This window comes from Limnohabitans sp. (genome assembly GCF_036804465.1).
GTDB lineage: Bacteria > Pseudomonadota > Gammaproteobacteria > Burkholderiales > Burkholderiaceae_C > Limnohabitans.
Map to the genome: position 1 here is coordinate 100039 of NZ_DAIRSK010000007.1, position 22599 is coordinate 122637.

Annotated in this window: 26 protein-coding genes; 20 read left to right on the forward strand and 6 right to left on the reverse strand. The window is 52.6% G+C overall.

Annotated features, from left to right (window positions below; all coding sequences use genetic code 11):
- Window positions 1-27 precede the first annotated feature (27 nt).
- The 4 genes from V7Q41_RS05490 to V7Q41_RS05505 all read right to left on the reverse strand — a co-directional run bounded on the left by V7Q41_RS05490 (window position 28) and on the right by V7Q41_RS05505 (window position 1787).
- Entirely contained in the window at window positions 28-345 is a 318-nt protein-coding gene (locus tag V7Q41_RS05490; protein WP_333843956.1) for a CcdB family protein, read from the reverse strand.
- Window positions 345-590 (reverse strand): type II toxin-antitoxin system CcdA family antitoxin, encoded by a 246-nt coding sequence (locus V7Q41_RS05495; protein ID WP_333843957.1) that lies wholly within the window; start codon window positions 588-590, stop codon window positions 345-347. The genes V7Q41_RS05490 and V7Q41_RS05495 overlap by 1 nt, the downstream gene beginning before the upstream one ends.
- A gap of 73 nt (window positions 591-663) precedes the next feature.
- Complete coding sequence (locus tag V7Q41_RS05500) at window positions 664-1311, reverse strand: TetR/AcrR family transcriptional regulator (RefSeq protein WP_333843959.1); 648 nt, start codon at window positions 1309-1311, stop codon at window positions 664-666.
- Window positions 1312-1337: 26 nt separating this feature from the next.
- Window positions 1338-1787 carry a phasin family protein gene (locus tag V7Q41_RS05505; RefSeq protein WP_333843961.1) on the reverse strand — a complete coding sequence of 150 codons (450 nt, stop codon included), beginning with the start codon at window positions 1785-1787 and terminating at the stop codon, window positions 1338-1340.
- Between the two features lie 124 nt (window positions 1788-1911).
- On the opposite strand from V7Q41_RS05505, the gene mntA reads away from it, so the two are divergent.
- From mntA to uppS, 6 genes are all read left to right on the forward strand, one after another.
- Window positions 1912-2295 carry a type VII toxin-antitoxin system MntA family adenylyltransferase antitoxin gene (mntA, locus tag V7Q41_RS05510; RefSeq protein WP_333843962.1) on the forward strand — a complete coding sequence of 128 codons (384 nt, stop codon included), beginning with the start codon at window positions 1912-1914 and terminating at the stop codon, window positions 2293-2295.
- 262 nt (window positions 2296-2557) lie between these two features.
- Window positions 2558-2803, forward strand: a complete 246-nt coding sequence (locus tag V7Q41_RS05515; protein ID WP_333843965.1) for a type II toxin-antitoxin system ParD family antitoxin — start codon at window positions 2558-2560, stop codon at window positions 2801-2803.
- Window positions 2800-3114 carry a type II toxin-antitoxin system RelE/ParE family toxin gene (locus V7Q41_RS05520; RefSeq protein ID WP_333843967.1) on the forward strand — a complete coding sequence of 105 codons (315 nt, stop codon included), beginning with the start codon at window positions 2800-2802 and terminating at the stop codon, window positions 3112-3114. Before V7Q41_RS05515 ends, V7Q41_RS05520 begins: the two co-directional genes overlap by 4 nt.
- Window positions 3111-3611: a transcription/translation regulatory transformer protein RfaH gene (gene rfaH / locus V7Q41_RS05525; protein ID WP_333843970.1), complete on the forward strand. Its 501-nt coding sequence runs from the start codon at window positions 3111-3113 to the stop codon at window positions 3609-3611. Before V7Q41_RS05520 ends, rfaH begins: the two co-directional genes overlap by 4 nt.
- A gap of 17 nt (window positions 3612-3628) precedes the next feature.
- Window positions 3629-3859: a hypothetical protein gene (locus tag V7Q41_RS05530; RefSeq protein ID WP_333843972.1), complete on the forward strand. Its 231-nt coding sequence runs from the start codon at window positions 3629-3631 to the stop codon at window positions 3857-3859.
- 266 nt (window positions 3860-4125) lie between these two features.
- The gene (uppS, locus tag V7Q41_RS05535; RefSeq protein WP_333843974.1) at window positions 4126-4836 is read left to right on the forward strand and encodes a polyprenyl diphosphate synthase; all 711 of its coding nucleotides are present in this window, start codon (window positions 4126-4128) and stop codon (window positions 4834-4836) included.
- A 3-nt stretch (window positions 4837-4839) separates the two neighbouring features.
- Here uppS and V7Q41_RS05540 read toward each other — a convergent pair whose 3' ends face one another.
- Window positions 4840-5736 (reverse strand): nucleotidyl transferase AbiEii/AbiGii toxin family protein, encoded by an 897-nt coding sequence (locus tag V7Q41_RS05540; protein ID WP_333843977.1) that lies wholly within the window; start codon window positions 5734-5736, stop codon window positions 4840-4842.
- Window positions 5723-6271, reverse strand: coding sequence for a type IV toxin-antitoxin system AbiEi family antitoxin (gene abiEi, locus V7Q41_RS05545; RefSeq protein ID WP_333843979.1), 549 nt, complete (start codon window positions 6269-6271; stop codon window positions 5723-5725). The genes V7Q41_RS05540 and abiEi overlap by 14 nt, the downstream gene beginning before the upstream one ends.
- A gap of 98 nt (window positions 6272-6369) precedes the next feature.
- Between abiEi and V7Q41_RS05550 the strand changes: the two genes are divergently transcribed.
- The 14 genes from V7Q41_RS05550 (at window position 6370) to V7Q41_RS05615 (ending at window position 22555) form a co-directional block, all read left to right on the forward strand.
- Window positions 6370-9051 carry a polysaccharide biosynthesis/export family protein gene (locus V7Q41_RS05550; protein WP_333843981.1) on the forward strand — a complete coding sequence of 894 codons (2682 nt, stop codon included), beginning with the start codon at window positions 6370-6372 and terminating at the stop codon, window positions 9049-9051.
- Between the two features lie 9 nt (window positions 9052-9060).
- Window positions 9061-10242 (forward strand): GumC family protein, encoded by a 1182-nt coding sequence (locus V7Q41_RS05555; RefSeq protein ID WP_333843983.1) that lies wholly within the window; start codon window positions 9061-9063, stop codon window positions 10240-10242.
- A gap of 190 nt (window positions 10243-10432) precedes the next feature.
- Window positions 10433-10813: a MarR family EPS-associated transcriptional regulator gene (locus tag V7Q41_RS05560; RefSeq protein ID WP_333843985.1), complete on the forward strand. Its 381-nt coding sequence runs from the start codon at window positions 10433-10435 to the stop codon at window positions 10811-10813.
- On the forward strand, window positions 10810-12264 hold the full coding sequence (locus V7Q41_RS05565) for a mannose-1-phosphate guanylyltransferase/mannose-6-phosphate isomerase (RefSeq protein WP_333843988.1): 1455 nt from the start codon (window positions 10810-10812) through the stop codon (window positions 12262-12264). Before V7Q41_RS05560 ends, V7Q41_RS05565 begins: the two co-directional genes overlap by 4 nt.
- Window positions 12265-13239, forward strand: coding sequence for a GDP-L-fucose synthase (gene fcl / locus V7Q41_RS05570; RefSeq protein WP_333843990.1), 975 nt, complete (start codon window positions 12265-12267; stop codon window positions 13237-13239).
- Window positions 13236-14324, forward strand: coding sequence for a GDP-mannose 4,6-dehydratase (gene gmd, locus V7Q41_RS05575; protein ID WP_333843993.1), 1089 nt, complete (start codon window positions 13236-13238; stop codon window positions 14322-14324). Before fcl ends, gmd begins: the two co-directional genes overlap by 4 nt.
- A gap of 17 nt (window positions 14325-14341) precedes the next feature.
- Complete coding sequence (locus tag V7Q41_RS05580; protein ID WP_333843996.1) at window positions 14342-15334, forward strand: FAD-binding oxidoreductase; 993 nt, start codon at window positions 14342-14344, stop codon at window positions 15332-15334.
- A gap of 20 nt (window positions 15335-15354) precedes the next feature.
- The gene (gene rfbF, locus V7Q41_RS05585; RefSeq protein WP_333843999.1) at window positions 15355-16128 is read left to right on the forward strand and encodes a glucose-1-phosphate cytidylyltransferase; all 774 of its coding nucleotides are present in this window, start codon (window positions 15355-15357) and stop codon (window positions 16126-16128) included.
- A gap of 2 nt (window positions 16129-16130) precedes the next feature.
- On the forward strand, window positions 16131-17219 hold the full coding sequence (gene rfbG / locus V7Q41_RS05590; protein WP_333844002.1) for a CDP-glucose 4,6-dehydratase: 1089 nt from the start codon (window positions 16131-16133) through the stop codon (window positions 17217-17219).
- The gene (gene rfbH / locus V7Q41_RS05595) at window positions 17216-18568 is read left to right on the forward strand and encodes a lipopolysaccharide biosynthesis protein RfbH (RefSeq protein ID WP_333844005.1); all 1353 of its coding nucleotides are present in this window, start codon (window positions 17216-17218) and stop codon (window positions 18566-18568) included. The genes rfbG and rfbH overlap by 4 nt, the downstream gene beginning before the upstream one ends.
- A gap of 10 nt (window positions 18569-18578) precedes the next feature.
- On the forward strand, window positions 18579-19115 hold the full coding sequence (rfbC, locus tag V7Q41_RS05600) for a dTDP-4-dehydrorhamnose 3,5-epimerase (RefSeq protein WP_333844008.1): 537 nt from the start codon (window positions 18579-18581) through the stop codon (window positions 19113-19115).
- Window positions 19116-19117: 2 nt separating this feature from the next.
- Window positions 19118-19966, forward strand: coding sequence for an NAD-dependent epimerase/dehydratase family protein (locus V7Q41_RS05605; protein WP_333844011.1), 849 nt, complete (start codon window positions 19118-19120; stop codon window positions 19964-19966).
- A 111-nt stretch (window positions 19967-20077) separates the two neighbouring features.
- Entirely contained in the window at window positions 20078-21019 is a 942-nt protein-coding gene (locus V7Q41_RS05610; protein WP_333844013.1) for a glycosyltransferase family 2 protein, read from the forward strand.
- Window positions 21020-21841: 822 nt separating this feature from the next.
- The gene (locus V7Q41_RS05615; RefSeq protein ID WP_333844015.1) at window positions 21842-22555 is read left to right on the forward strand and encodes a hypothetical protein; all 714 of its coding nucleotides are present in this window, start codon (window positions 21842-21844) and stop codon (window positions 22553-22555) included.
- Window positions 22556-22599 lie beyond the last annotated feature (44 nt).

The following is a 22599-nucleotide window of genomic DNA, read 5'->3' on the forward strand; positions in this document are numbered from 1 at the left end:
GGGGTCAGAACCTCATTAATTCGCGGTTCAATATCCGTGGAACAGGCGGTCGAGGGCGTTGGAAATCAAGCTTTGCTGATCACTCAAACTCATGACGTGGTTTTTTAATAAGCGCGTTGGAACCGCTGCAAGTTTGGGTGTTTCTAAGAAGCATGAAACACCTTCGATATCGAAAATAGGTGTCAAATCCTTCGCAAAATTCACGGCAGGGAACTGATCGACCCGTCTTAAGGGAATCACAACGCGTGTGTCCAAGCCGTCAAGCAGGGCGGATTGAACATCCAGCAAATAGGGGGTTGAGGTCGCTAAGGGTCCCGAGTTTTGGTACACATCAAAACGCGCCATTAAAACGTTCTCCACGCATCAAGTGGCAGTGACTCTTCGGCCACAGTTTGGTTATAGGCTTGAATGAAGTCATCGTGTTCAGCCTTCCACCTAGCTTCTTTTTCTTTGCGAACCAGCTCACGCAAATGTGCATCGCAAGCCTTTGAAATATTGATGCCAAGCGCTTTCGCCTCAGCCAATACGTCGGTAGATAAAGTCAGGTTGGCGGCCCTTTTAGCGCCCTGCGGCTGTGGTTGTGTGTGCATGAGGTACTAATGCGCATTTCAGATGCGCATACTTTACTGGCATCAGGCCTTGCTCGCAAGAAAAACTTGGGCTTCAATACGCCGCCAACAACGCCCCTAAATGCGCTTTGTGCTCCGCCGTCGCATACGGCAACAGCAGCCCCAACACACTCTTGGCCCCGCGCAGCAGCGACGCCTGTGCGCTCTCGGGCTCTAGCGCGTGGCGCGGGTTGCGCACGTACTCAAAACTCAGCCACCACGTCAGCATCACCACCATGTGCGTGGCGGTGGCTTCGCGTTCATTCACCGTCATGGCCAGTGCGCCGCCGTGTTCTAGGCTGTCCAGCAGCGTGCGAAATGCGGTGGTCTTGTGCAGCAGCGCATCTTTGATGTGGGTTTCTAGCTTGCGGTTCTTGCTCAGCAAGTCGTTCAAATCGCGGTACAAAAAGCGGTACTGCCACACCAGCTCAAACAGCGTGTGCATGAAAAACCAAGCGTCTTCCACGTCGTGCACGCCCGGCGCTGCGTCTAGCAAATCATCCAGCGCCGCCTCGTAGCGGTTGAACAGCGCCGTGACCAACTCCTCCTTGGCGGGGTAGTGGTAATACAGGTTGCCCGGGCTGATGCTCAGCTCTGACGAGATCAAGGTGGTCGACACATTGGGCTCGCCAAAGCGGTTAAACAGCTCGAGCGTGACCTCCAATATCCGCTCTGCGGTCCGGCGTGGCGCTTTCTTTGCCATAGAAATTAATTAGGTTCTGACCCCAATTACTTGGGGGTTGCCTTTTTGGCTGGCGCTTTCTTGGCTGCAGGTTTTGCTGCTGCTTTGGGCTTGGCTGCCAGCTGCGCCTCCAGCGCTGCCACGCGATCGTGCAGCGCTTTCATCTCTGCGGCAGAGGGCAGGCCCAAGCTCTGCATGGCTTTGGACACGCGCTCTTCAAAAATACCCTCTAGCTTGCCCCATTGGCCCGTGGCGCGCTCGCTCAGCGTGTGGGCTGCTTGTGTGGCTTTTTGAGTGGCCTCGGCCAGTTTTTCTTCCGCCGTGGCGCTCACCTTGCGCTGCATGGTGATGCCGTCGCTCACCAGCTTTTCAAACGCCTTGGTGCCATCCTCTTGCGCCTTGGCAAACGCACCCAAGCCCGCCAGCCAAATTTGCTGCGCTTGCTCTTTCACGTTGTCAGACATCGCTGCGGGGTCGAATGGGTTCTTGGTGGACATGGTGCGATCTCGTTTAAAAATAAGAGTCACTTTAACCCGACACAGACGAGGCAGCAACTAGATTTGCCCTCGTTCAATCAGGTAAGCTTCAAACCTCAATAAGCACACCCTGGACACACACATCATGGACGAAAAATTGCGTGAAGTGCTAACAAACTTCCCGCAAATCACGCTCGCCATTGTGTTTGGCTCGGTGGCCAGTGGCCAAGCCCATGCTCAAAGCGATTTAGAACTAGCCGTCATCGCCGCAAAACCACTTCAAGCGGCTGAAAAAATTCAAATCATCGAAGCCTTAGCTTTAGCCACTGGGCGGGCGATTGATTTGGTAGACGTTCACTCCGCTCCCCAGCCTTTGCTGGGGCAGGTGCTGAAACATGGCCGCCGAATTTTGGGCTCGGATACCGCCTATGCGCAGTTGCTCTATCGCCACTTAATCGCACAAGCCGACTTTGTCCCATTGCAAAACAGAATCCTCGCAGAAAGGCGCATGGCATGGATAGGCAAGTAATTGACCAAAAGCTTGAATCGTTGCGACGTTGTTTGGTTCGGATTCAAGAAAAGTTTCCTGCGCGTGCAGACGAACTTCAAACCAACCTTGATCTACATATGAGGCCATCAATTGGCAAATCGTTCACAGCATCGTGAGCGAGCACATACAAGACTTCACTGAATTTGCCAAAGCCGTCGCTCATTGGGTTCCGTCAGCAAACGCCTAACTGATTTGTTTCGACCGATTGCCAAAAATTGCCATTACTTTTAGAATGTAAACCATGAGCACCATGAACATTTCATTGCCCGATGCCCTCAAGTCCTTTGTGGACGTGCAGGTCACTCACCGTGGCTACGGCACCAGCAGCGAATACGTTCGCGAACTCATCCGCAAGGACCAGCAAGCCCAGCAACTGCGTGCCTTGTTATTGGCTGGCGCGCAGTCACCCGCGCAAGAGGCTGTCACCCCTGCGTACTTTGAGGTACTTCGTCAAAAGGTTACCCGCGGCCAAAGCTCGAAGAAGTGAAGCAAAAACCCGTTATTCCAAGGGACTTGGCATTGCAAGACGTGGAGGAGGCCGTGGCATATTTGGTGCAGCAGCAAGCTGCGGATGCGGCCCTTCAACTGATTGATGCACTCCAGGTGGCCTACACATTGATGAGCAAAAATGCAGCAACGGGTTCAGCCCGTTACGCCCATGTGCTGGATCTGCCGGGATTGCGCTCATGGCCGCTCAAGGGTCATCCGTATTTAATCTTTTATGTAGAGCAAGACGCGCATATTGATGTGTGGCGAGTCCTCCACACGAGCCGAGACATTCCTCAAGAACTCCAATGACCGCAACCAACACCCCCCCCGCTTGGTACGTCGTCCACACCAAGCCCCGCCAAGAAACGCGTGCGCTTGAGAACCTGCAAAACCAAGGCTTTCACTGCTTCTTGCCCACCATGCAAGTGCAAAAACTGCGCAACCAAAAAGTGCAGACCATCACCGAGCCCATGTTCAGTCGCTACCTGTTCATCCAGCTCGACGACACCACCCAAAACTGGGGCCCCATCCGTTCCACCTTGGGCGTCAGCAAGCTCGTCAGCTTTGGCCACCAGCCCGCCAAAGTGCCGCCCGAATTCATTGCCTTTTTGCAAGAAGCCCCGCCCGAAGCCCTCGAGCGCATGTTTGCCCCCGGCGACAGCGTGCACATTGCCAGCGGCCCGCTCAAAGGCCTAGAAGGCCAATACATCGCCCACGACGGCGAAACCCGCGCCTTTGTGCTGGTCGACTTGCTGGGCCAGCCGCAAAAATTGCGCATGGCTGTTGAAAGCTTGCGTGTGGCGTGATGATCTAACATTCGCGCATGCGCCTCACTGAACAACAAATCACCGTCATCAAGCACATCGCCCATGCGGAGTTGGGCGAGGGCGCGCAGGTCATGCTCTTTGGTTCGCGTGTGGACGACAGCGCCAAGGGCTTGAGTTGTTGCCCCAGCTACTCATCGCCATGGCAGAAAAGCCTGGCGCTGCCATTGACAACCTTAACTTGGCTGAACGCCTGGGGTGGATTGAGTCCACCGACACGTGGCTCATGATCAGGAAGCTACGCAACCAAATGGTTCATGAATACATCGAAGATTTGAGCCTGCTCTCCAGCGCGTTACAAACAGCGCACGCTCACGTCCCCCAACTGGTCCATGCGGCGCGGCAAATGCTCCTCCAAACCGAAAAATTACTCGCCTAGATAAACAATTCTTTATGTACATCTTTGATTGAGGTCACCAAAAAGCCAAACGTCAAGGCGCTGCTCAAGCGCTTTGCTGATCGATGGCCTGAGCATTCAAAATCCATTTAAAAAATAATGCACACAACTCACCCGCCCCAGCACATCGCCATCATCATGGATGGCAACGGTCGATGGGCCAAGCAGCGCCACTTGCCGCGCACCGTCGGTCATGCCAAAGGTGCTGGCGTGGTGCACGATCTGGTCAGGTCTTGCGTCGATTTAGGCGTTCCCCACCTCACCTTGTATGCCTTCAGCACCGAAAACTGGCAACGCCCCAGCGACGAGGTGTCCACCCTCATGGGCTTGTTTTTTCAGTACCTTGAAAAAGAAATGACCAACATGCGCACCGAAGGCGTGCGCCTCAAGGTGTTGGGCGACATCAGCCGTTTTGCGCCCGAGCTGCAGCAGCGCATTCGCGACGCCGAGGCCGACACCCTCAACCCGCCCAACATCACACTCAACGTGGCAGCCAACTACGGCGGGCGTTGGGACATCGTGCAAGCCGTGCAAGCCTGGCAGCAGGCCCACCCTGGCGCCGATGCGTCCGAGCTGACGGTGGACAACTTTGGTCAATACCTCAGCACCGCCGGCATGCCCGATGTGGACCTGCTCATTCGCACTGGCGGTGAATACCGCATCAGCAACTTCTTGCTGTGGCAAGCCGCCTATGCCGAGCTGTATTTCACCGACACGCTGTGGCCTGACTTTGACACCCAAGAGCTTCAAAAAGCCGTCACTTGGTTTGCCGATCGCGACCGGCGCTTTGGTAAGTTATCCACCCGTTAAGCATCACATCTTGAATGTGGGTGGGTGTCCTTGGCCCTCTAAAAGTTGCGTGATTTGCTGGAAGTAGTCGTCCATCAAGTAGCTCAAGTACTTCCAAAAATCATCTGAATTCACGGTCTCTTTCACCACTTCATTGGGTAGAAATCGGGCCATCTCTTTGCGAAACTCTTTCGCAATCCCCGGTTCATTTTTCAACGATGCAGCGCGTGCTGCAAAAACTTTTAAAAAATCGCCAACCTCTGCGCCATGGTCCTTCAGCTTTTGCTGGATTAACTCAAAAGCGGGCTTGATTTGTTGCTGATGCAGCCAAGCCATGTCCCACAAATCGCGGTTCTTCAGTCGGTTGGGGCGCAATGCAAACGCCACCAATTTGTCCGAAAAAATCTCTTCGCGTGACTGCGCTTGCAAAATCAATCCGCTGGTACCCATGCCCATGCCGTAGGGGTTAAGCAGCGCCATGGGCCGCGCTTGATAGCTGGGAATGGCGCACACATCAATGTTGATGCGCTGCGCTGGCAGGTCTTTGCGGCCAGGTCTGGTTTGCACTTTGAGCTTCCAAGTGTCCACATTGCCGGCCTCGCGAACGGGGTCGGTCACGCTCACTTCCAAGCCATATTTGGCCTTCAAGCTATCGACCAGCAGGTCGCTCATGCGTGCCAGTTGGTCGCGTGTGAAATCAGCACCACCCGTGAAATCCAAGTCCTCACTCAAACGACGCGAGCCATAGCAGCTTCGCAGGCACGTCCCGCCCATGAAGGTGAGTTGGGTCAGCAAACCCGCACTGCTCAACACCCGCAAAATGTCGTGGTGCAAAAGCTCTTTTTCCACCACGATGCGTAAGGGGGCCAAGTCTTGCTGCTGGTTCAGCGCTTGGTCAACCAGTGCGTCAAACAAACTCATGGGCTGCTTTCCAATCCATCAAGTCCACATTTCGGTGCGTGGCCCGCATGTCTCTGAGGGCTTGCGCCACGCTGGCCCGCCAAAGCTGGGCGCCAGGGTCGAATGCAAGTTGCCCCACCAATGTTTCTGCAGGCTGTCGAGTTTTGACAAATTCGATGCTTCCCCAAGCGCCGCAATCGATCACGCACGATCGCCCCGATGACATCACCATGATGCGGTCAATCGGCATTTGCGAAATCACCCCCGCGTCACTCAACACCGTCTCTAGGCTGAGGTAATTCAGCCCCAAGGGGCGCAGTTTGGCGGCTGCATAAGGCAAGACCCATCCCCTATCGGGTTTTGCCTTTTCGTAGACATACAAGCCACGGCAAATTCGGGCCAAGTGCCCGTCTCGCACCGCGCGGCTCAACAGCGTTTTAAAGGCAGCTTGCGAAAGCTCAGGAAGAATGGCCCGTAAATCATCAGGCGTGAACAAACACGCCTGCGGATTGGCTAGCTGGCTCAGGGTGTTCATCAACTGTCGAATGGGCTGCATCAGTGACTCGTCGGAAGGTTTCAGTAAGTGTAACCTTTTGAGCAGTCTTTAAATGATCAAGCTAGTAAACTATCCACAATTCATACCAGTACTAGCCCATGTCCACATCTTTTCAGTTGCCATCTGGTTTTTCGTTTCGTTTGGGTCGTGTGGTCACACTTGCCTTGTTTGCATCTGCTGCATCCATGGCACTGGTTGGTCAAAGCCCAGCTTGGGCGCAAACCGCACCCATCAACCCCATGGCTGCAGGTGGCGCTGGTGCTGCAGGTGGCGCATCGGGCTTTAGCATGGGCGCCATGACGTCGGGTGGCGTGCCGTCCATCCGCTCGGTCGACCCTGCCGCTGCGCAAGGCAATGCGCTCAACAGCACTGCCGCCAATGCAGCCAATGCCGCCTTGCTCATGCAGCCCGAGCCGCTCAAGCCCAATGAATTTCAAAAGTTTGTTTTAGAAACCGCGGGCTACAAACTGCCCCTGTACGGCCACCAGTTTTTTGACAACGTGCAAGCCAACCAACGCGCCTTGCAGTTGCAGCAAAGCAATACGCAGCCGCCGCTCGCCAACGCTCTGCCTGGCAGCCCATCTGTGTTGCCTGGCATTGCCAGCGGCTTTGCCCCCATCGACAACGCCCCCGTGAGTGGCGACTATCTGTTGGGCCCCGGCGACCAAGTGGTCATCCGTGGCTGGGGCTCGGTTGACATCGATGTGCGCACCCCCATCGACCGCAACGGCGCGGTCAACCTGCCGCGCGTGGGCAACGTCACCTTGGCGGGCGTCAAAGCCGCCCAAGCCGAAGGCGTGCTGCGCAACGCCGTGGGCAAGTATTTCAAAGACTTCCAGCTCAGCGTCACTTTGGGCCAGCTGCGCACCGTCACCGTGTATGTGGTGGGCCAGGCCCGCCGCCCTGGCAGCTATGCGCTGTCAGGTGTGTCTACCTTGTCCAGCGGCTTGTTGGCCACGGGTGGCCCCAACGCCAGCGGCTCGATGCGCCGCGTGCAGCTCAAGCGTGCGGGCAAAGTGGTGGCCGAATTTGACCTGTATGCCTTCTTGTCCCAAGGCGACAGCACCGGCGACATCAAGCTGACCGATGGCGACGTCATCGTCATTCCGCCCGCTGTGGGGCATATCGCTTTGGTGGGCAAGGTCAACAACCCAGCCGTGTACGAGCTGAAAAACGCCAGCGAAACCCTAGAGCAGTTGTTGTCCGTGGCCGGTGGCATGCCCGTCATTGCCGACCCGCGCCGTGTCAGCCTAGAGCGCCTGTCGCCCACCCAAGCCCAGCCCCGCAGCGTGGAAGACTTTGCACTCGACGCCAAAGGCCTGCAAACCGCCCTGCGCAATGGCGACTTGCTGACTGTCTCGGCCATCATGCCCGAGCTCAGCAACGCCGTCACCTTGCGTGGCAATGTGTCGCAGCCCATCCGCTTGGCCTGGAAGCAAGGCCTGCGCGTGCGCGACCTTATTCCCAACAAAGAAGCCCTGATCAGCCGCGACTCCATCCGCCGCCAAAACGAAACCCTGTTTGATGCCACCCAGCGCGAACGCACCCAGCGCGAGCGCGAAATGATTGCCGAAGACTTGCTCGAAGACAAAGAAGTGTCGCGCAATGCTCAGCGTTCAGCCGCTTCGCAGGGACTCAACTTGCGGCAGCCCGGTAATCAACCCAATCAAGCGCGACCAGATTTCTACGGCATCGAGTCCTTCCGCGACCAGCGCGAGCAACGCCTGTTCTCGCAACAAGCCAACATCGAGCCGCGCTACACCAAAGAAGTGCCCTCGGTCAGCGAAACCGTGGGCAACCTGTTTGACGAAGTCAACTGGGACTACGCCGTCATCGAGCGCCTCAACCGCAAAGACCAATCCGTCAGCTTGGTGCCTTTCAATCTCGCCCGCGTCTTGGCCGACGCCAAAGACCCCGACAACCAGTTGCTAGAGCCCGGTGACGTGGTCACCGTCTTCTCAGTCAACGACTTGCGTGTGCCCATCTCCAAGCGCCGCGTCATGGTACGCATCGAGGGCGAGGTCATGCAACCCGGCATCTATCAAGTCAAGCCTGGTGAAACCTTGAATGCCATATTGCAAAAAGCCGGCGGCTTGTCGCATGATGCCTATTTGTTTGGTTCGGCCCTTTACCGCGAAGAGGTGCGTAAGTCGCAGGTTGAAAACCTGCAAAAGCTGGTGCGCCGCCTTGAGGCCGAGTCCAGTGCGCAGCTGGCCCAGCTCAGCCAAAGCATGGGGGCCAGCGCTGATGCCAACATTGCACAAGCCCGCATCATGGCAGCGCAGCAGGCCCAGCGCCAGTCTCTAGAGCGCGTCAAGGCGCTGCGTCCCGAGGGCCGCGTGGCCTTGGGCCTAGAGCCCGAGCTGTACAACGCGATCAAAAATTTGCCCGAAATCCGTTTGCAAAACGGCGACAAGTTCATCGTGCCGCCCCGCCCCGACTTTGTGTATGTCTATGGCGCGGTCAACACCGAGTCAGCCTTGGTGTACAAACCCGGGCAGTCGGTGCGTGACTACCTCAAGCTCTCGGGTATGAGCCGCGCGGCTGACAAAAATGGCGTCATCTTGATACGTGCAGACGGCTCAGCCCAAACTAACGACGGATCGTGGTTCGGTGGCTCGGCCTTAAGCGCCGACGTCATGCCTGGCGACAGCATTGTGGTGCCCGACAAGCTAGACATGGAAGCCACCTGGAGCACGGTGGTGCGCAACACCCGAGACTTGACGCAAATCTTCTACCAACTGGGCTTGGGCGCTGCGGCACTCAAAACCCTGCGATAAGGCCGGCGCATGTCTGACATCAATACTCCAGCCACCCCAGAAGGCGACGACGAAATCAGCCTGATTGATTTGGCCATTGCCCTGGGCGAAGAAAAGAAAACCCTCTTCGCCATACCCGCCATCACCACCACCCTGGCCATTGTGGCCAGCCTGTTGATGACCCCCATCTTCACCGCCAAAACCGTGATGATGCCCCCCCAGCAGCAGCAAAGCGGTGCCGCTTCAGCGCTGGCCAGCCTGGGCGGTTTGGCGGGTTTGGCGGGCGCTGCGGCGGGCATCAAAAGCCCAGACGAGATGTACATCGCCTTCATGCAAAGCGAAAGCATGCAAAACGCGTTGATTGAAAAGCTCGACCTCAAAAACCGCTACGAAGCCAAAACCATGGTGGATGCGCGTACCGCGTTAAAAGCCAATGTCAAAATCGCCGCCGATAAAAAAGCAGGCCTCATCACCGTCGAGGCCGACGACAAAGACTCCGCCTTTGCAGCCCAACTGGCCAACGCCCATGTGGACGAGCTACGCACCCTGCTGGGCCGTTTGGCCGTGACCGACGCTCAGCAGCGCCGCAAATACTACGAGCAGCAAATAGCCAAAACCCAAGAAGACTTGGCCAATGCCGAATCAGACTTCCGTGCGGCCAAAGAAAAGTCGGGCATGCAAGTCACCGCCGTCATTGCTGAGACGGGCGTGAAGGCCAGTGCCGAGCTACGCGGCCAAATAGCCGCGCGTGAGGTGCAGCTGCAAGCCATGGGCCGCTTTGCCACCGCCCAAAACCCCGACATGCAGCGCATGGGCAGCGAGCTATCGGCCATGCGTGCGCAGCTGGCCAAAATAGAGCAGGGCAGTGGCGACGGCTTAAAGTCGTCCCCCACCCAGCAGCAAGCCGTGCGCGCCTACCGCGACATCAAAGCCCGCGAAGCCATGATGAACGTGCTGGTCGCCCAATATGAGTCAGCCCGCGTGGATGAAGCCAAAGAAGGCCCCTTGGTTCAGCAGGTCGATGTCGCGCAAGCGCCCGAGCGCAAGGCCAAGCCTAAGCGTGCGCTGATCGTCATCGTGGCTGCTTTTGCTGGCCTTTTCCTCGGCGTGTTCATTGCGTTTGTGCGCCGCGCTGTGCGTAAGGCGGGAGAAGACTCCTCCAGTGCAGGGCAGTTTGCGCAGCTCAAGGCTGCTTGGGCTTGGAAATCTTAAAGTTTTTTGATTTTTAAACAACGATTTCGATACCGTCAAAATTGCCGACGGTTATCGAAGCTATGATCTAACTAATTCGAACAAAGATCTTCCGCATATTGCTGGTTACCGCGCTTGTTGATCGTGACACAACATGGCGGTAGCGTGGTTAAAGTAAAAAAGCTTGCATATCCCCTTTCTTTACCACTCAATGCCCAGCCGCCGTTCTCAGCTTCAAGAAGACACCTATTTCAGGGTGTTACGAATGCTACAAGAGAACCCCGACTTGACCCAGCGCGACATCGCTGAGCGCTTGGGGCTAAGTACCAGCGGCATGAACTACTGCCTAAATGCGCTGATCGACAAAGGCTGGGTCAAGGTTCAGAGCTTCAGCCAATCCAAGAACAAGTTTGGTTATATCTATGTGTTGACCCCGCAGGGCATCGCCGAGAAGGCCTTGCTTGCAGGACGTTTTCTGATGCGAAAAATGTCAGAGTACGAACAACTTCAGGCCGAAATTGAAGCACTCAAAGTCGAGATGAGCTGCGTGAATACGACAGATACTGAAGGCCAGAAAGCGTCAAAAGTATGATCCAAGTCACCCCAGTCATCCTTTGCGGCGGCTCCGGCACACGTTTGTGGCCGCTGTCGCGCACCGGTTTTCCCAAGCAGTTCCTTTGCCTTACTGGCAACGAAAGCTTGTTTCAGCAAGCCGCGCAAAGGTTGGCCGCCTTGTGCAACGACAGCATACAAGTCGCAGCCCCCGTCATCGTCAGCGGCGAGGACCATCGCTTTTTGGCGTCAGAGCAATTGCGTGAAGTGGGCATTGCCCTGGGCACCGCCTTGCTCGAGCCCACAGGCCGCAACACCGCCCCGGCGCTGACCTTGGTAGCCTTGGCCGCTTTGCAAGACGGTCAAGACCCTGTGCTGGTCGTCACCCCTGCAGACCAAACTATCGCCAATCCTGCGGCATTCACCGTCGCCGTACAACAAGCCATTACCCAAGCTGAGCAGGGCAATATAGTCATCTTGGGCGTCACCCCCGACAAACCCGAAACCGGATACGGCTACATAAAAGCCGAAACCAGTGAGAGCTTGCCCCTGCAAGCAAATATCTACACAGTCAAAGCCTTTGTTGAAAAGCCCAATCTACAAACCGCCCAGCAATACCTGAGCGAAGGCGGCTACTACTGGAACGCCGGCATGTTCGTGCTCAAAGCCTCTGTTTGGCTTGCAGCTATCGAGCAGTTTGCCCCCACCATCCTGCAAGCCACCCGAACCGCATGGGCCGCCCGCAAGGAAGACGGCGCCTTTGTGCGCCCCGGCAAAGCCGAGTTTGAAGCCATTCCCTCCGAGTCTGTGGACTATGCCGTCATGGAACACTGCCCCGGCAGCGCATTCCCCATCCAAATGGTGCCGCTCGATGCCGGCTGGAACGACCTCGGCGCATGGGACGCCGTCTGGCAAGTCCAGCCCAAAGATGCACAAGGCAACGCCCATGTGGGCGACGTGCTGCACACCGACAGCCACAACACCCTGGTCCACGCCAGCAGTCGTCTGGTGGCGCTGGTGGGCGTTAGCGATTTGGTGGTGGTCGAGACCGCAGACGCCGTGCTGGTGACCAGCAAGTCGCGCAGCCAAGACGTGAAACACATCGTCAACCAACTCACAACGCAAAAGCGCGAAGAGCAAACCTTGCACCGCAAAGTACACCGCCCCTGGGGTTGGTACGACAGCATCGACGAAGGCAGCCGCTTCAAGGTTAAGCGCATTCAGGTCAAGCCCAAGGCCAGCCTGAGCTTGCAAAAACACCACCACCGCGCCGAGCATTGGATCGTGGTAACCGGCACCGCAGAGATCACCAACGGCGACAAAGTGCTCACCCTGACCGAAAACCAGTCCACCTACATCCCTCTGGGTGAGGAACATCGCTTGGCCAACCCCGGTAGCATTCCGCTTGAAATTATCGAGGTGCAGTCGGGCAGTTACTTGGGCGAAGACGACATCGTTCGATTTGAAGACACCTACGGCAGAGCCAACTAAATGAGCCTAGCACCCAAAATCTACGTGGCAGGCCATCGCGGTATGGTCGGATCGGCCATCGTGCGCCATCTTTTGGCCCATTGCGTTCAGTCCAAGCAGATCATCACCCGCACCCACGCCGAGTTAGACCTGACCAACCAAGCCGCCGTGCAAACCTTCTTTGCCCAAGAAAAACCCAACCAAGTCTACCTGGCCGCCGCCAAAGTCGGCGGCATCCATGCCAACAACACCTACCCAGCTGAATTCATCTACGACAACCTGATGATGCAAGCCAACGTCATCGAAGCGGCTTTCAAAAACGACGTCAAAAAACTGCTCTTTTTGGGCAGCAGCTGCATCTACCCTAAGCTGGCACCCCAGCCCATGCGCGAAGACGCCTTGCTCACCGGCACGCTGGAATCCACCAACGAACCCTACGCCATCGCCAAAATTGCGGGCATCAAACTCTGCGAAAGCTACAACCGCCAATTCGGCGCCAGCCATGGTGTGGACTACCGCAGCGTCATGCCCACCAACCTTTATGGCCCCGGCGACAACTATCACCCCGAAAACAGCCACGTTATCCCCGCGTTGATTCGCCGTTTTCATGAAGCCAAATTGGCCCATACACCCAGCGTCGCTATTTGGGGCACTGGCACACCCAAGCGCGAGTTTTTGTATGTGGACGACATGGCCGCCGCCAGCGTGCACGTCATGAACCTGCCCAAGCCCACTTATGACCAACACACCAGCCCCATGCTCAGCCACATCAATGTGGGCTATGGCACCGATGTGAGCATTGCCGAAGCCGCGCAAACCATCGCCCAAGTGGTGGGATACACAGGCGTGGTGACTTTTGACACCAGCAAACCCGATGGCACACCGCGCAAGTGGATGGAAAGCAGCCGCCTGAACAGCCTGGGCTGGCAAGCCCAAGTTCCACTGCTTCAAGGCCTGACCCAAGCCTATCAAGACTTTTTGACTAAACAAATATGACCCAACCCAAAGTCGCCCTCATCACCGGCATCACCGGCCAAGATGGCTCCTACCTTGCCGAATTCCTGCTTGAAAAGGGCTACATCGTCCACGGCATTAAACGCCGCGCCAGCTCCTTCAACACCCAGCGCATTGACCACGTTTACCAAGACCCTCACATCGAGCACGCCAACCTCAAGCTGCACTATGGCGACCTGAGCGACACCAGCAACCTGATTCGCATCATCCAAGAAACCCAGCCAGACGAAATCTACAACCTGGGTGCCATGAGCCATGTGGCCGTGTCATTCGAGTCGCCCGAATACACCGCCGATGTGGATGCCATCGGCACCCTGCGTTTGCTCGAAGCCATTCGCATCCTGGGCCTGGAAAAGAAAACCCGTTTTTACCAAGCCAGTACATCCGAGTTGTACGGCCTGGTGCAAGAAACGCCCCAAAAAGAAACCACACCTTTCTACCCACGCAGCCCCTACGCCGTGGCCAAGATGTACGCGTATTGGATCTGCGTCAACTACCGCGAGGCGTATGGTATTTACGCCTGCAACGGCATCTTGTTTAACCACGAAAGCCCACGGCGCGGCGAAACCTTCGTCACCCGCAAGATCACCCGAGGCTTGGCCAACATCAGCCAAGGGTTGGAGGAGTGTTTGTACATGGGCAATATTGACGCCCTGCGCGACTGGGGCCACGCCAAAGACTACGTGCGCATGCAGTGGATGATGCTGCAACAAGACCAACCCGAAGACTTTGTGATTGCCACCGGTGTGCAATACAGCGTGCGCCAATTCATCAACTGGACCGCAGATGCCCTCGGTATGGCGCTGCGCTGGGAAGGCGAGGGCGTCAACGAAGTGGCCTATTGGAATGAAAAACCCGTCGTCCGCATCGACCCCCGCTACTTCCGCCCCACCGAAGTCGAAACCCTGCTCGGCGACCCCAGCAAAGCCAAACAAAAACTCGGTTGGGTGCCCGAAATCACCGCCCAAGAGATGTGCGCCGAAATGGTCGTCTACGATCTGGCAAAGGCCAAACAACATGCGCTGCTTAAGGCAAACGGCTTTGACGTCAACGTCAGTATTGAGTAACACCTCAAACTGTCCCTATGCTGAAGATTCAGACCACCTACGGCAAGGCGTTCAGTCAGTCAGCCAGTCAGACGCTGTTGGACGCAGCTGCCAAGTCAGGCATTGGCCTGCCTTACAACTGTAAAACCGGTCGGTGCAGCACTTGCAAATGCAAAGTGCTCAGCGGGCAAAGCGTTGCGACCGTCGATGAGCTGGGTCTCACATCTGAAGAAAAAGCGCAGGGTTTCATTCTTAGCTGCGTGCGAAGCGCCCTAACGGACATGCTCATTGACGTTGAAGACTTGGGCGATCAAGTCATTCCCGAAATCAAAACGGTGCCTACCCGAATCAGCAGCTTAGAAAAGCTGGCCCCCGACATCCTCAGTGTCAAGCTCAGGCTCCCACCCAACACACCATTCACCTTTTTGGCGGGCCAATATGTTGACGTGATCGGACCCGCTGGCATCAGGCGCAGTTATTCAGTCGCCAATGCGCCAGCGTCAGACAATCAATTGCAATTACACATTCGCGCAGTCCAAAGCGGCGCCATGAGCCAATACTGGTTTGACCAAGCCAAAGTCAACGACTTGCTCCGTATCAATGGCCCTTTGGGCTCCTTCTTTGCACGCCCTTTGAATGGGCTGCATTTGGTCTTTTTGACAACTGGAACGGGCATTGCGCCAGCCAAAGCCATGCTTGAACAACTCGCCACCGCCCCGTTAGACAATCAGCCTTTGAGCGCCACACTGTATTGGGGTGGTCGCGATCCGCAAGACTTGTATACTGACCCAAGACAATGGCATCCCTCATTGCGCTATGTCCCGGTTTTGTCTCGTGCCTGTGATGACTGGACTGGTGCTCGGGGGTATGTACAACATTCCTTACTCAGCGAAAAGCTAGATTTGACTAACACAGTGGTCTATGCATGCGGCTCCGACACCATGATCCAAAGCGCCAAAGCCGAACTCACACAAGCAGGCTTGCCAACCAATCGTTTTTATTCCGATGCATTTGTCCCTTCAGGGATGTAACGACTAACTCAAGAAAAATCATGAAAGCAGTCATTTTGGCCGGTGGCCTTGGTACCCGTTTGAGCGAAGAAACTTCCACACGACCCAAGCCCATGGTCGAAATCGGTGGCAAACCCATCTTATGGCACATCATGAAGATGTATTCGCATCACGGTATCACGGATTTCATCATCTGCTGCGGTTACAAAGGCTACTTAATAAAAGAGTACTTTGCAAATTACTTCTTGCACATGTCAGATGTCACGTTTGACATGAAAGCTAACAGCATGAAGGTCCATTTAGAACGCGCCGAGCCATGGACAGTGACCTTGGTTGACACGGGCGACGGATCCATGACGGGTGGCCGTTTGCGCCGCGTGGCCGACTACGTCAAAAATGAAGAGGCTTTTTGCTTTACCTATGGCGACGGCGTGGGCGATAACGACATTGCCGCCAGCATCGCATTCCACCGCAGTCACGGCAAAGCCGCCACACTCACCGCCACTTACCCGCCAGGCCGTTTTGGTGCACTCGACATTCAAAATGGACAAGTCAAAAGCTTCAAAGAAAAGCCACGGGGTGATGGTGCATTCATCAACGGCGGCTTCTTTGTCTTGTCGCCCAAAGTGCTGTCGCTGCTGGACACTGACCAAACCATTTGGGAGCAAGAACCGTTGATGCAACTCGCCCAACAAGGCGAACTCATGGCCTATCCACACACCGGATTTTGGCAGCCCATGGACACGCTTCATGACAAAAATACCCTAGAGAAAATGTGGGCCAGCGGCACCGCACCCTGGAAAAAGTGGGACTGAGCATGCACGCACATAACCCAAACAACGCGGCCAACCCCAACCCTGCCTTCTGGCAAGGCAAACGCGTCTTGCTCACGGGACACACAGGCTTTAAAGGCAGTTGGCTCAGCTTGTGGTTGCAGTCCATGGGCGCCGTGGTGCGCGGCATTTCTCTCGGACCACCCACCACACCGGCTTTGTTCAATGTGGCCCAGGTCGCCACAGGCATGGACCATCAAGTCGCCGACATTCGCGACTTTGAAGCCATTAAATTTCTGGTGGCCAGCTTCATGCCTGAAATCGTCATCCACATGGCTGCTCAGCCACTGGTGCGTTTGTCTTACCAGCAGCCCATTGAGACGTATGCCACCAACTTCATGGGCACCTTGCATGTGCTGGAGGCCGCGCGCCACACGGGCAGTGTGCGCGCCATTGTCAACATCACCACCGACAAGTGTTACGACAACAAAGAATGGGCCTGGGGCTACCGCGAAGACGAGCCCATGGGTGGTCACGATCCTTACTCCAGCAGTAAAGCCTGTGTGGAACTGCTCAGCAGCGCTTATCGCCAATCTTTTTTGAAAGACGCTGGCATAGCCATGGCCACCGCACGCGCAGGCAACGTCATTGGCGGGGGGGACTGGGCGCAGGACCGCCTGGTGCCCGACATTTTGAAGGCGCTTGAACAACAGCAGCCTGTTCAAATCCGCAACCCTTATGCTATTCGCCCTTGGCAACATGTGCTGGAGCCCCTGTCGGGCTACTTGGTGTTGGCCGAGCGCTTGTTTGAGCACGGCCAACAAGACGCCGAAGGCTGGAACTTTGGCCCCCGTGACGAAGACGCCCAGCCTGTGCAATGGATTGTGGAGCGGCTGTGTCTAGCTTGGGGTGGCGGTGCCACTTGGTCACTGCAGCCGGGTGACCACCCGCATGAGGCACACTTTCTTAAACTTGATATTTCCAAAGCCCGCCAACGACTGCAGTGGGCACCCCGTTGGTCACTGCAAACCGCATTGACCCACATCACCCACTGGCACCAAGCCTGGCTTGCCGGGCAAAACATGCGCGACATCTGCCTTCAACAAATCAACAGCTACCAAACTGCACCATGAACACCACCACCGTCACATTCGAACCGCAACTCGACAAACTGCGCAGCCAAATCAGCCAGTTGGTCCAGCAATATGCCGACATTGCCTATGCCCCCAAACCATTCGTGCCTGGCCAATCCGCTGTGCCCGTGTCTGGCAAGGTCATCGGTGCCAAAGAACTGCAATACATGGTCGACGCATCTTTGGACGGCTGGTTGACCACCGGTCGCTTCAACGCGATGTTTGAAGAGCGCATGGCCAAGTTCTTAGGGGTTAAATATTTCTTGACCGTCAATTCAGGCTCGTCCGCCAACTTGGTGGCGTTTTCTACCCTAACCAGTCCCCGCTTGGGCGATCGCGCCATCAAGCCTGGTGATGAAGTCATTGGCGTGGCCGCAGGCTTCCCAACTACAGTCAACCCTATCTTGCAATTTGGTGCAGTGCCAGTGTTTGTGGACGTCGAAATGTCCACCCACAACATCGACGCTAGCAAAATTGAAGCCGCCATCAGCCCCAAAACCAAAGCCATCATGCTGGCCCATAGCTTGGGCAACCCCTTCAATTTGGATATGGTGACCGCCCTGTGTAAAAAGTACAACTTGTGGTTGGTCGAAGACACATGCGACGCACTGGGCGCTACCTACAAAGGCCAGATGGTGGGCACCTTTGGTGACATCTCTACACTCAGTTTTTACCCAGCCCACCACATGACCATGGGGGAGGGTGGTGCAGTCTTCACCAACAACCCAGAGCTCAAGCTTATTGCTGAATCCTTCCGCGACTGGGGTCGCGATTGCTATTGCCCTCCTGGCAAAGACAACACCTGCGACAAACGCTTTTGCTGGACCAAAAAGGAACTGGGCGGGGATCTGCCCGATGGTTACGACCACAAATACACGTATAGCCACCTGGGCTACAACCTCAAAATCACCGACATGCAAGCCGCTTGTGCTCTAGCACAGTTAGACCGGCTGGAAGAATTCATTGCAAAGCGACGAGCCAACTTCACTTACCTCAAAGCCCGCTTGCATAAATGTAGCGAGTTTTTGCATCTACCCGAAGTCACCCCGCATGCAGAACCCTCTTGGTTTGGTTTTCCGCTGGTGTTGAAAGAAAGCAGCGGCGTCAAGCGCGCGGACCTTATAAACTTTTTGGACCAAAGTAAAATTGGTACTCGTTTGCTGTTTGCAGGTAACCTGACCAAACAGCCTTACATGGCGGGGCGCAACTTCCGCGTGAGCGGCAACTTGACAAACACTGATGTGGTGATGAACCAAACCTTTTGGCTGGGTGTGTACCCGGGCTTGGACGATGAGCACCTTGACTACATCGCTGACAAGCTGGAAGAGTTTTTTGGCTTGAACTTTTGAGGCCTAAACGATGGATCTCATTCCCACCGCCCTTGAAGGCTGCTATCAAGTCAGCCCATTCTTCGCAAAGGACGAGCGTGGAACATTCGTGAAGACGTTTCATGCGGAAAAATTTCCTGCGCTAGGCTTGCCTATCGACTGGCGCGAGGAGTACTACTCCAGTTCCCGCAAGGGCGTTATCCGAGGGATGCATTTTCAGACGCCGCCTCATGAGCACGAGAAACTCGTCTACTGCATGCAGGGGCAAGTCCTTGACGTTGTGGTGGATCTGCGCAAAGCATCGCCCACATACGGTATGCATATCGCAGTCGAGCTGGACGCTGCTAGCGGTCAGGGCCTGATGATCCCAAAGGGTATGGCACACGGTTTCCTCGCGTTGACTGAGGATGTGCTGATGGCCTACAAGGTCACTAGCGTATACTCACCAGAAAACGACTTTGGGATACGCTGGGATTCCTTTGGACTCGACTGGGGCATCGATCACCCTATCGTATCGAGTCGCGATTGCACCCATCCTGCATTCCCAGATTTCGAATCACCATTCTGAAAATGAAACTTTTCGTCACTGGTGGCACCGGCTTCGTCGGCTCCCATTTTCTTCAACAAGCTTTGGCTGCTGGACATGACGTTATTGCTCAGCGCCGACCCGGAAGTCGCCCCCGTATTCCGCTGACACGCGAGCCTGTCTGGGTTGACCGCGCGTTGGACCAAGTCTTTGAAGCCGAACTCGCTGGATGCGACGCTTTAGTGCACCTCGCGTCACATACACCAAATCCCCCTTACGCACCCTTAGACGAATGCCTCTACTGGAACGTTTATGCCACGATTCGCTTGCTGCAGCAAGCAGCTTCAAAGGGTGTTCGAAAAATGCTTATAGCGGGTACCTACTTCGAGTATGGGGACGCGGTTGAGGGGCAGGACTTTGTACATCCTTCGACCGAAATGCGACCGACGCAGACATATTCAATCTCCAAAGCAGCCGCAACAATTTCGATTCTTGGCCTAGCTCGTCACATTGGATTACAGGTACAAATATTGCGAATATTCCAAGCCTATGGAGAAGGTGAAAGTACAAACCGCTTCTGGCCATCGTTACGAAATGCTGCTTTGAACGGTCACGACTTCCCAATGAGTGTCGGTGACCAGATCCGAGACTTCATTCATGTAGACGATGTCAGTAAACAATTCATGGAAGCTCTTTTCTTTAAAGAAGTTGATGCAGGCCGTCCACACGTTCGAAATATTGGCACGGGAAAGGCGCAAACTCTACTGGATTTCGCCAACTATTGGTGGACGACTTGGGGCGCTACTGGTCAGATTAAACCGGGACATTTGGCTCACCGCCCGGGAGAGGTGAAACGCATTGTTGCAAACGTAGTTGATCGGCATATTTATTAACCATAACAGGCCTACTATTTATTACAAGAGATACATTAATGAATTCGTCAATCCTAGGATGCTAATAGTAAAATTATAAATTACTTAGTAAAAAATTTAAAAGTCAAAAATATGTTTATATCAATATTAATCCCAAGTAATAATCGTGCAGGATTACTGAAAAAAACATATAAATTTATTGATAAGATAAGGTTGAGGCCGGAAAAAGCAGAAATCATAGTTTATGAAACGGGTAATGAGCCTTCATTTGATGCTGAATGTATAAAAGATGGGCAATACTTTACATATATATATAGTCCAGAAAATATAACACTATCTGAAAAATTATTATATTTACAGAATAATTCAAAAGGCAAGTATATTTGGTATGTTGCTGATGATGATTTATATAGCGAAGAATGTTTGAAGTTCATATTAAACGGGGAGCTTGAGACATTTTGTAAAAATAATACATACCCGCAAGTCATTGATGTAAATGTTTCAAAATTAAATAATAATAATAATACTGAAATATCATTGATAAAAATTAATAATGTGATTGAGGCATATAAGCATGGGAGGTTGCCGCAATACCTTATATCGCAATATATAATAGATAACAGCATAAAAATAGAAAAACTGGAGCTGCCAGGGAATATATGGTCGCAAAATGAAATTTTACTAAAAAAAGTTGGACGTAGTCCGGTATGCTATAAGTTTTCCGAATCATCAATTGAATATAATGAATCAGATGATTGGAAATTCGGATTTATTGAGGGGTATAATCATATTAAGGAAATGGGGGGTCTAATATCAAAATACTTTAATAATTCAGAGGAGCTTAATAAGGTTTTTTTGAAAAATTCATTAATTTCGACAAAAAGAGATATAATTAGGTCCTTGACAAGTCCGATTAATCGTCGAAAAATAACAAAACCTGTTGTAGATTATTTTGGAGAATTTACTGGATATAATGTAAAAAATTTATTATTGTCGCTTGCATTACGTATAGCGTGGCACATGCCTATTCGAATTCTTATATTTATAATTAAAATATATAAGATATTAAAATAATTAATTCGCAATAAAGTAGTTTATATAAAATAAAATTAATCTTAAATTAAGCATTAAAGTCAATTTTGCAAATTATAAGCATACGAAAAAATGTTAAATAATTCCAAAAAAGCATAACTAGTAGTTTGGAACCTAGGACGGGATGAGGTCAATTGCTATTTAGGAATTCAGACCAGCCTCAGGCAGATTGTAGGCAATGGGGCTGTCTTCGTTATTTTTCATATACACCACTACTAAGACAAGGCCGGTAGACACGATTTACATAAAAAATTACGAAGAAATAAAGTTTGGTGCGAACTGCACTTGTGGTTGCGTGATAAGTAGGGTCAAATTAACAATTATCACGCAATCACCAAGTAACAAAAATCACATTTAAGATCGGATGCAGGGGTGGCTTTGAGAGGTTGATTCAGTCATTGGAGCAGGCAGTGTACCAACAGGCCATCGTCATGCAAAGGAATCCAAAAAGACAGTTGATTTGTAGGAGTAATTATTGAAGCTTACCTAACTCCTTGCACTCACGGTTAACGACGGAAAAGAGTTTATCGATCAACTTGCATGTAATCTGTTCCTCCGGATCGATAGCTACTTTCTCCATTCATATTTCATTTGGCATCGAGATTGAGATGAAAATTCAACGGATTACTTGGCCAAGATCACAATGAAATGCCGAATTAGAACTGTCAATTAATAAATATTAACAATGATTAAAATAAAATTAATTCTCAACGGAAAAAATTTAGAATTTAAGGATCTAAATAAGGTGTTTAACGATACGTTAAAAAATGTTGTACCTTATACTTGATTCATTTAAAAAATAAAATGAAAAAAATACTATATTTGACGTGTAGCTTTTTACCTGGAAATATTGTTTTCCTTAATCGAAAAAATGCAAGCGATAGAATTGAAGATTACACTAAAGCTTTTAAATATTGGTTGGGTAAAGAGCATTTATTTGATAAAATAATAATAACAGAAGATACCGAATTCGATGTGAAAAAATTTATTTTAAATTTGATTTCAAATAATGATGTTATTCGGAAAATAGAAATAATTAAAGTTGATCGAAATAATGAAGTTAACGTACGTGGAAAGGGTTTTGGAGAGATGGAGCAAATTAATTCAATACTTAAAATCCAATGGCTATCAGGTGAAGATTATATATACAAGTGTAGCGGTAGGTATATCGTAAGAAATATTGAAAATCTAATTAACACAGATGGAAATGATTGTATAGCCATAGTTCATAACAATTTTACTTGGGCAGATTCTGGATTTTTTATTGCAAAATTTAAGTTTTTTAAAGAATATTTATTGTATTATAAAAATTATCCCGATGATTCATCCGGAAAATATTTTGAGCACGCTTTAGCTAAAGCCATATGTCGTTCATTGAGCGATAAAGGATCATGGAGAATTTTCAATCAGAATCCAGAATTAAGAGGATATAGTGGTACGAAAAATGAAATCATCAAAAACAATACTATAAAAGAGCGGATAAGATATTTAATATTAAGAATATCCTCTCGATTATAAATTCGTATAAATTTAGTTTATAAGGAGTAAAAATGAAATTATTT

What these genes read in the sequence shown, in the direction of transcription:
- V7Q41_RS05565 (WP_333843988.1), top strand. Translation starts at nt 10,810, where the DNA reads ATGATCCAAGTCACCCCAGTCATCCTTTGCGGCGGCTCCGGCACACGT.
- rfbH (WP_333844005.1), top strand. Translation starts at nt 17,216, where the DNA reads ATGAACACCACCACCGTCACATTCGAACCGCAACTCGACAAACTGCGC.
- V7Q41_RS05495 (WP_333843957.1), bottom strand. Translation starts at nt 590, where the DNA reads ATGCACACACAACCACAGCCGCAGGGCGCTAAAAGGGCCGCCAACCTG.
- abiEi (WP_333843979.1), bottom strand. Translation starts at nt 6,271, where the DNA reads ATGCAGCCCATTCGACAGTTGATGAACACCCTGAGCCAGCTAGCCAAT.
- fcl (WP_333843990.1), top strand. Translation starts at nt 12,265, where the DNA reads ATGAGCCTAGCACCCAAAATCTACGTGGCAGGCCATCGCGGTATGGTC.
- V7Q41_RS05580 (WP_333843996.1), top strand. Translation starts at nt 14,342, where the DNA reads ATGCTGAAGATTCAGACCACCTACGGCAAGGCGTTCAGTCAGTCAGCC.
- rfbG (WP_333844002.1), top strand. Translation starts at nt 16,131, where the DNA reads ATGCACGCACATAACCCAAACAACGCGGCCAACCCCAACCCTGCCTTC.
- V7Q41_RS05490 (WP_333843956.1), bottom strand. Translation starts at nt 345, where the DNA reads ATGGCGCGTTTTGATGTGTACCAAAACTCGGGACCCTTAGCGACCTCA.
- rfbF (WP_333843999.1), top strand. Translation starts at nt 15,355, where the DNA reads ATGAAAGCAGTCATTTTGGCCGGTGGCCTTGGTACCCGTTTGAGCGAA.
- V7Q41_RS05555 (WP_333843983.1), top strand. Translation starts at nt 9,061, where the DNA reads ATGTCTGACATCAATACTCCAGCCACCCCAGAAGGCGACGACGAAATC.
- V7Q41_RS05605 (WP_333844011.1), top strand. Translation starts at nt 19,118, where the DNA reads ATGAAACTTTTCGTCACTGGTGGCACCGGCTTCGTCGGCTCCCATTTT.
- V7Q41_RS05500 (WP_333843959.1), bottom strand. Translation starts at nt 1,311, where the DNA reads ATGGCAAAGAAAGCGCCACGCCGGACCGCAGAGCGGATATTGGAGGTC.
- V7Q41_RS05615 (WP_333844015.1), top strand. Translation starts at nt 21,842, where the DNA reads ATGAAAAAAATACTATATTTGACGTGTAGCTTTTTACCTGGAAATATT.
- V7Q41_RS05540 (WP_333843977.1), bottom strand. Translation starts at nt 5,736, where the DNA reads ATGAGTTTGTTTGACGCACTGGTTGACCAAGCGCTGAACCAGCAGCAA.
- V7Q41_RS05550 (WP_333843981.1), top strand. Translation starts at nt 6,370, where the DNA reads ATGTCCACATCTTTTCAGTTGCCATCTGGTTTTTCGTTTCGTTTGGGT.
- V7Q41_RS05560 (WP_333843985.1), top strand. Translation starts at nt 10,433, where the DNA reads ATGCCCAGCCGCCGTTCTCAGCTTCAAGAAGACACCTATTTCAGGGTG.
- V7Q41_RS05505 (WP_333843961.1), bottom strand. Translation starts at nt 1,787, where the DNA reads ATGTCCACCAAGAACCCATTCGACCCCGCAGCGATGTCTGACAACGTG.
- rfbC (WP_333844008.1), top strand. Translation starts at nt 18,579, where the DNA reads ATGGATCTCATTCCCACCGCCCTTGAAGGCTGCTATCAAGTCAGCCCA.
- V7Q41_RS05610 (WP_333844013.1), top strand. Translation starts at nt 20,078, where the DNA reads ATGTTTATATCAATATTAATCCCAAGTAATAATCGTGCAGGATTACTG.
- uppS (WP_333843974.1), top strand. Translation starts at nt 4,126, where the DNA reads ATGCACACAACTCACCCGCCCCAGCACATCGCCATCATCATGGATGGC.
- V7Q41_RS05530 (WP_333843972.1), top strand. Translation starts at nt 3,629, where the DNA reads ATGCGCCTCACTGAACAACAAATCACCGTCATCAAGCACATCGCCCAT.
- rfaH (WP_333843970.1), top strand. Translation starts at nt 3,111, where the DNA reads ATGACCGCAACCAACACCCCCCCCGCTTGGTACGTCGTCCACACCAAG.
- V7Q41_RS05515 (WP_333843965.1), top strand. Translation starts at nt 2,558, where the DNA reads ATGAGCACCATGAACATTTCATTGCCCGATGCCCTCAAGTCCTTTGTG.
- gmd (WP_333843993.1), top strand. Translation starts at nt 13,236, where the DNA reads ATGACCCAACCCAAAGTCGCCCTCATCACCGGCATCACCGGCCAAGAT.
- mntA (WP_333843962.1), top strand. Translation starts at nt 1,912, where the DNA reads ATGGACGAAAAATTGCGTGAAGTGCTAACAAACTTCCCGCAAATCACG.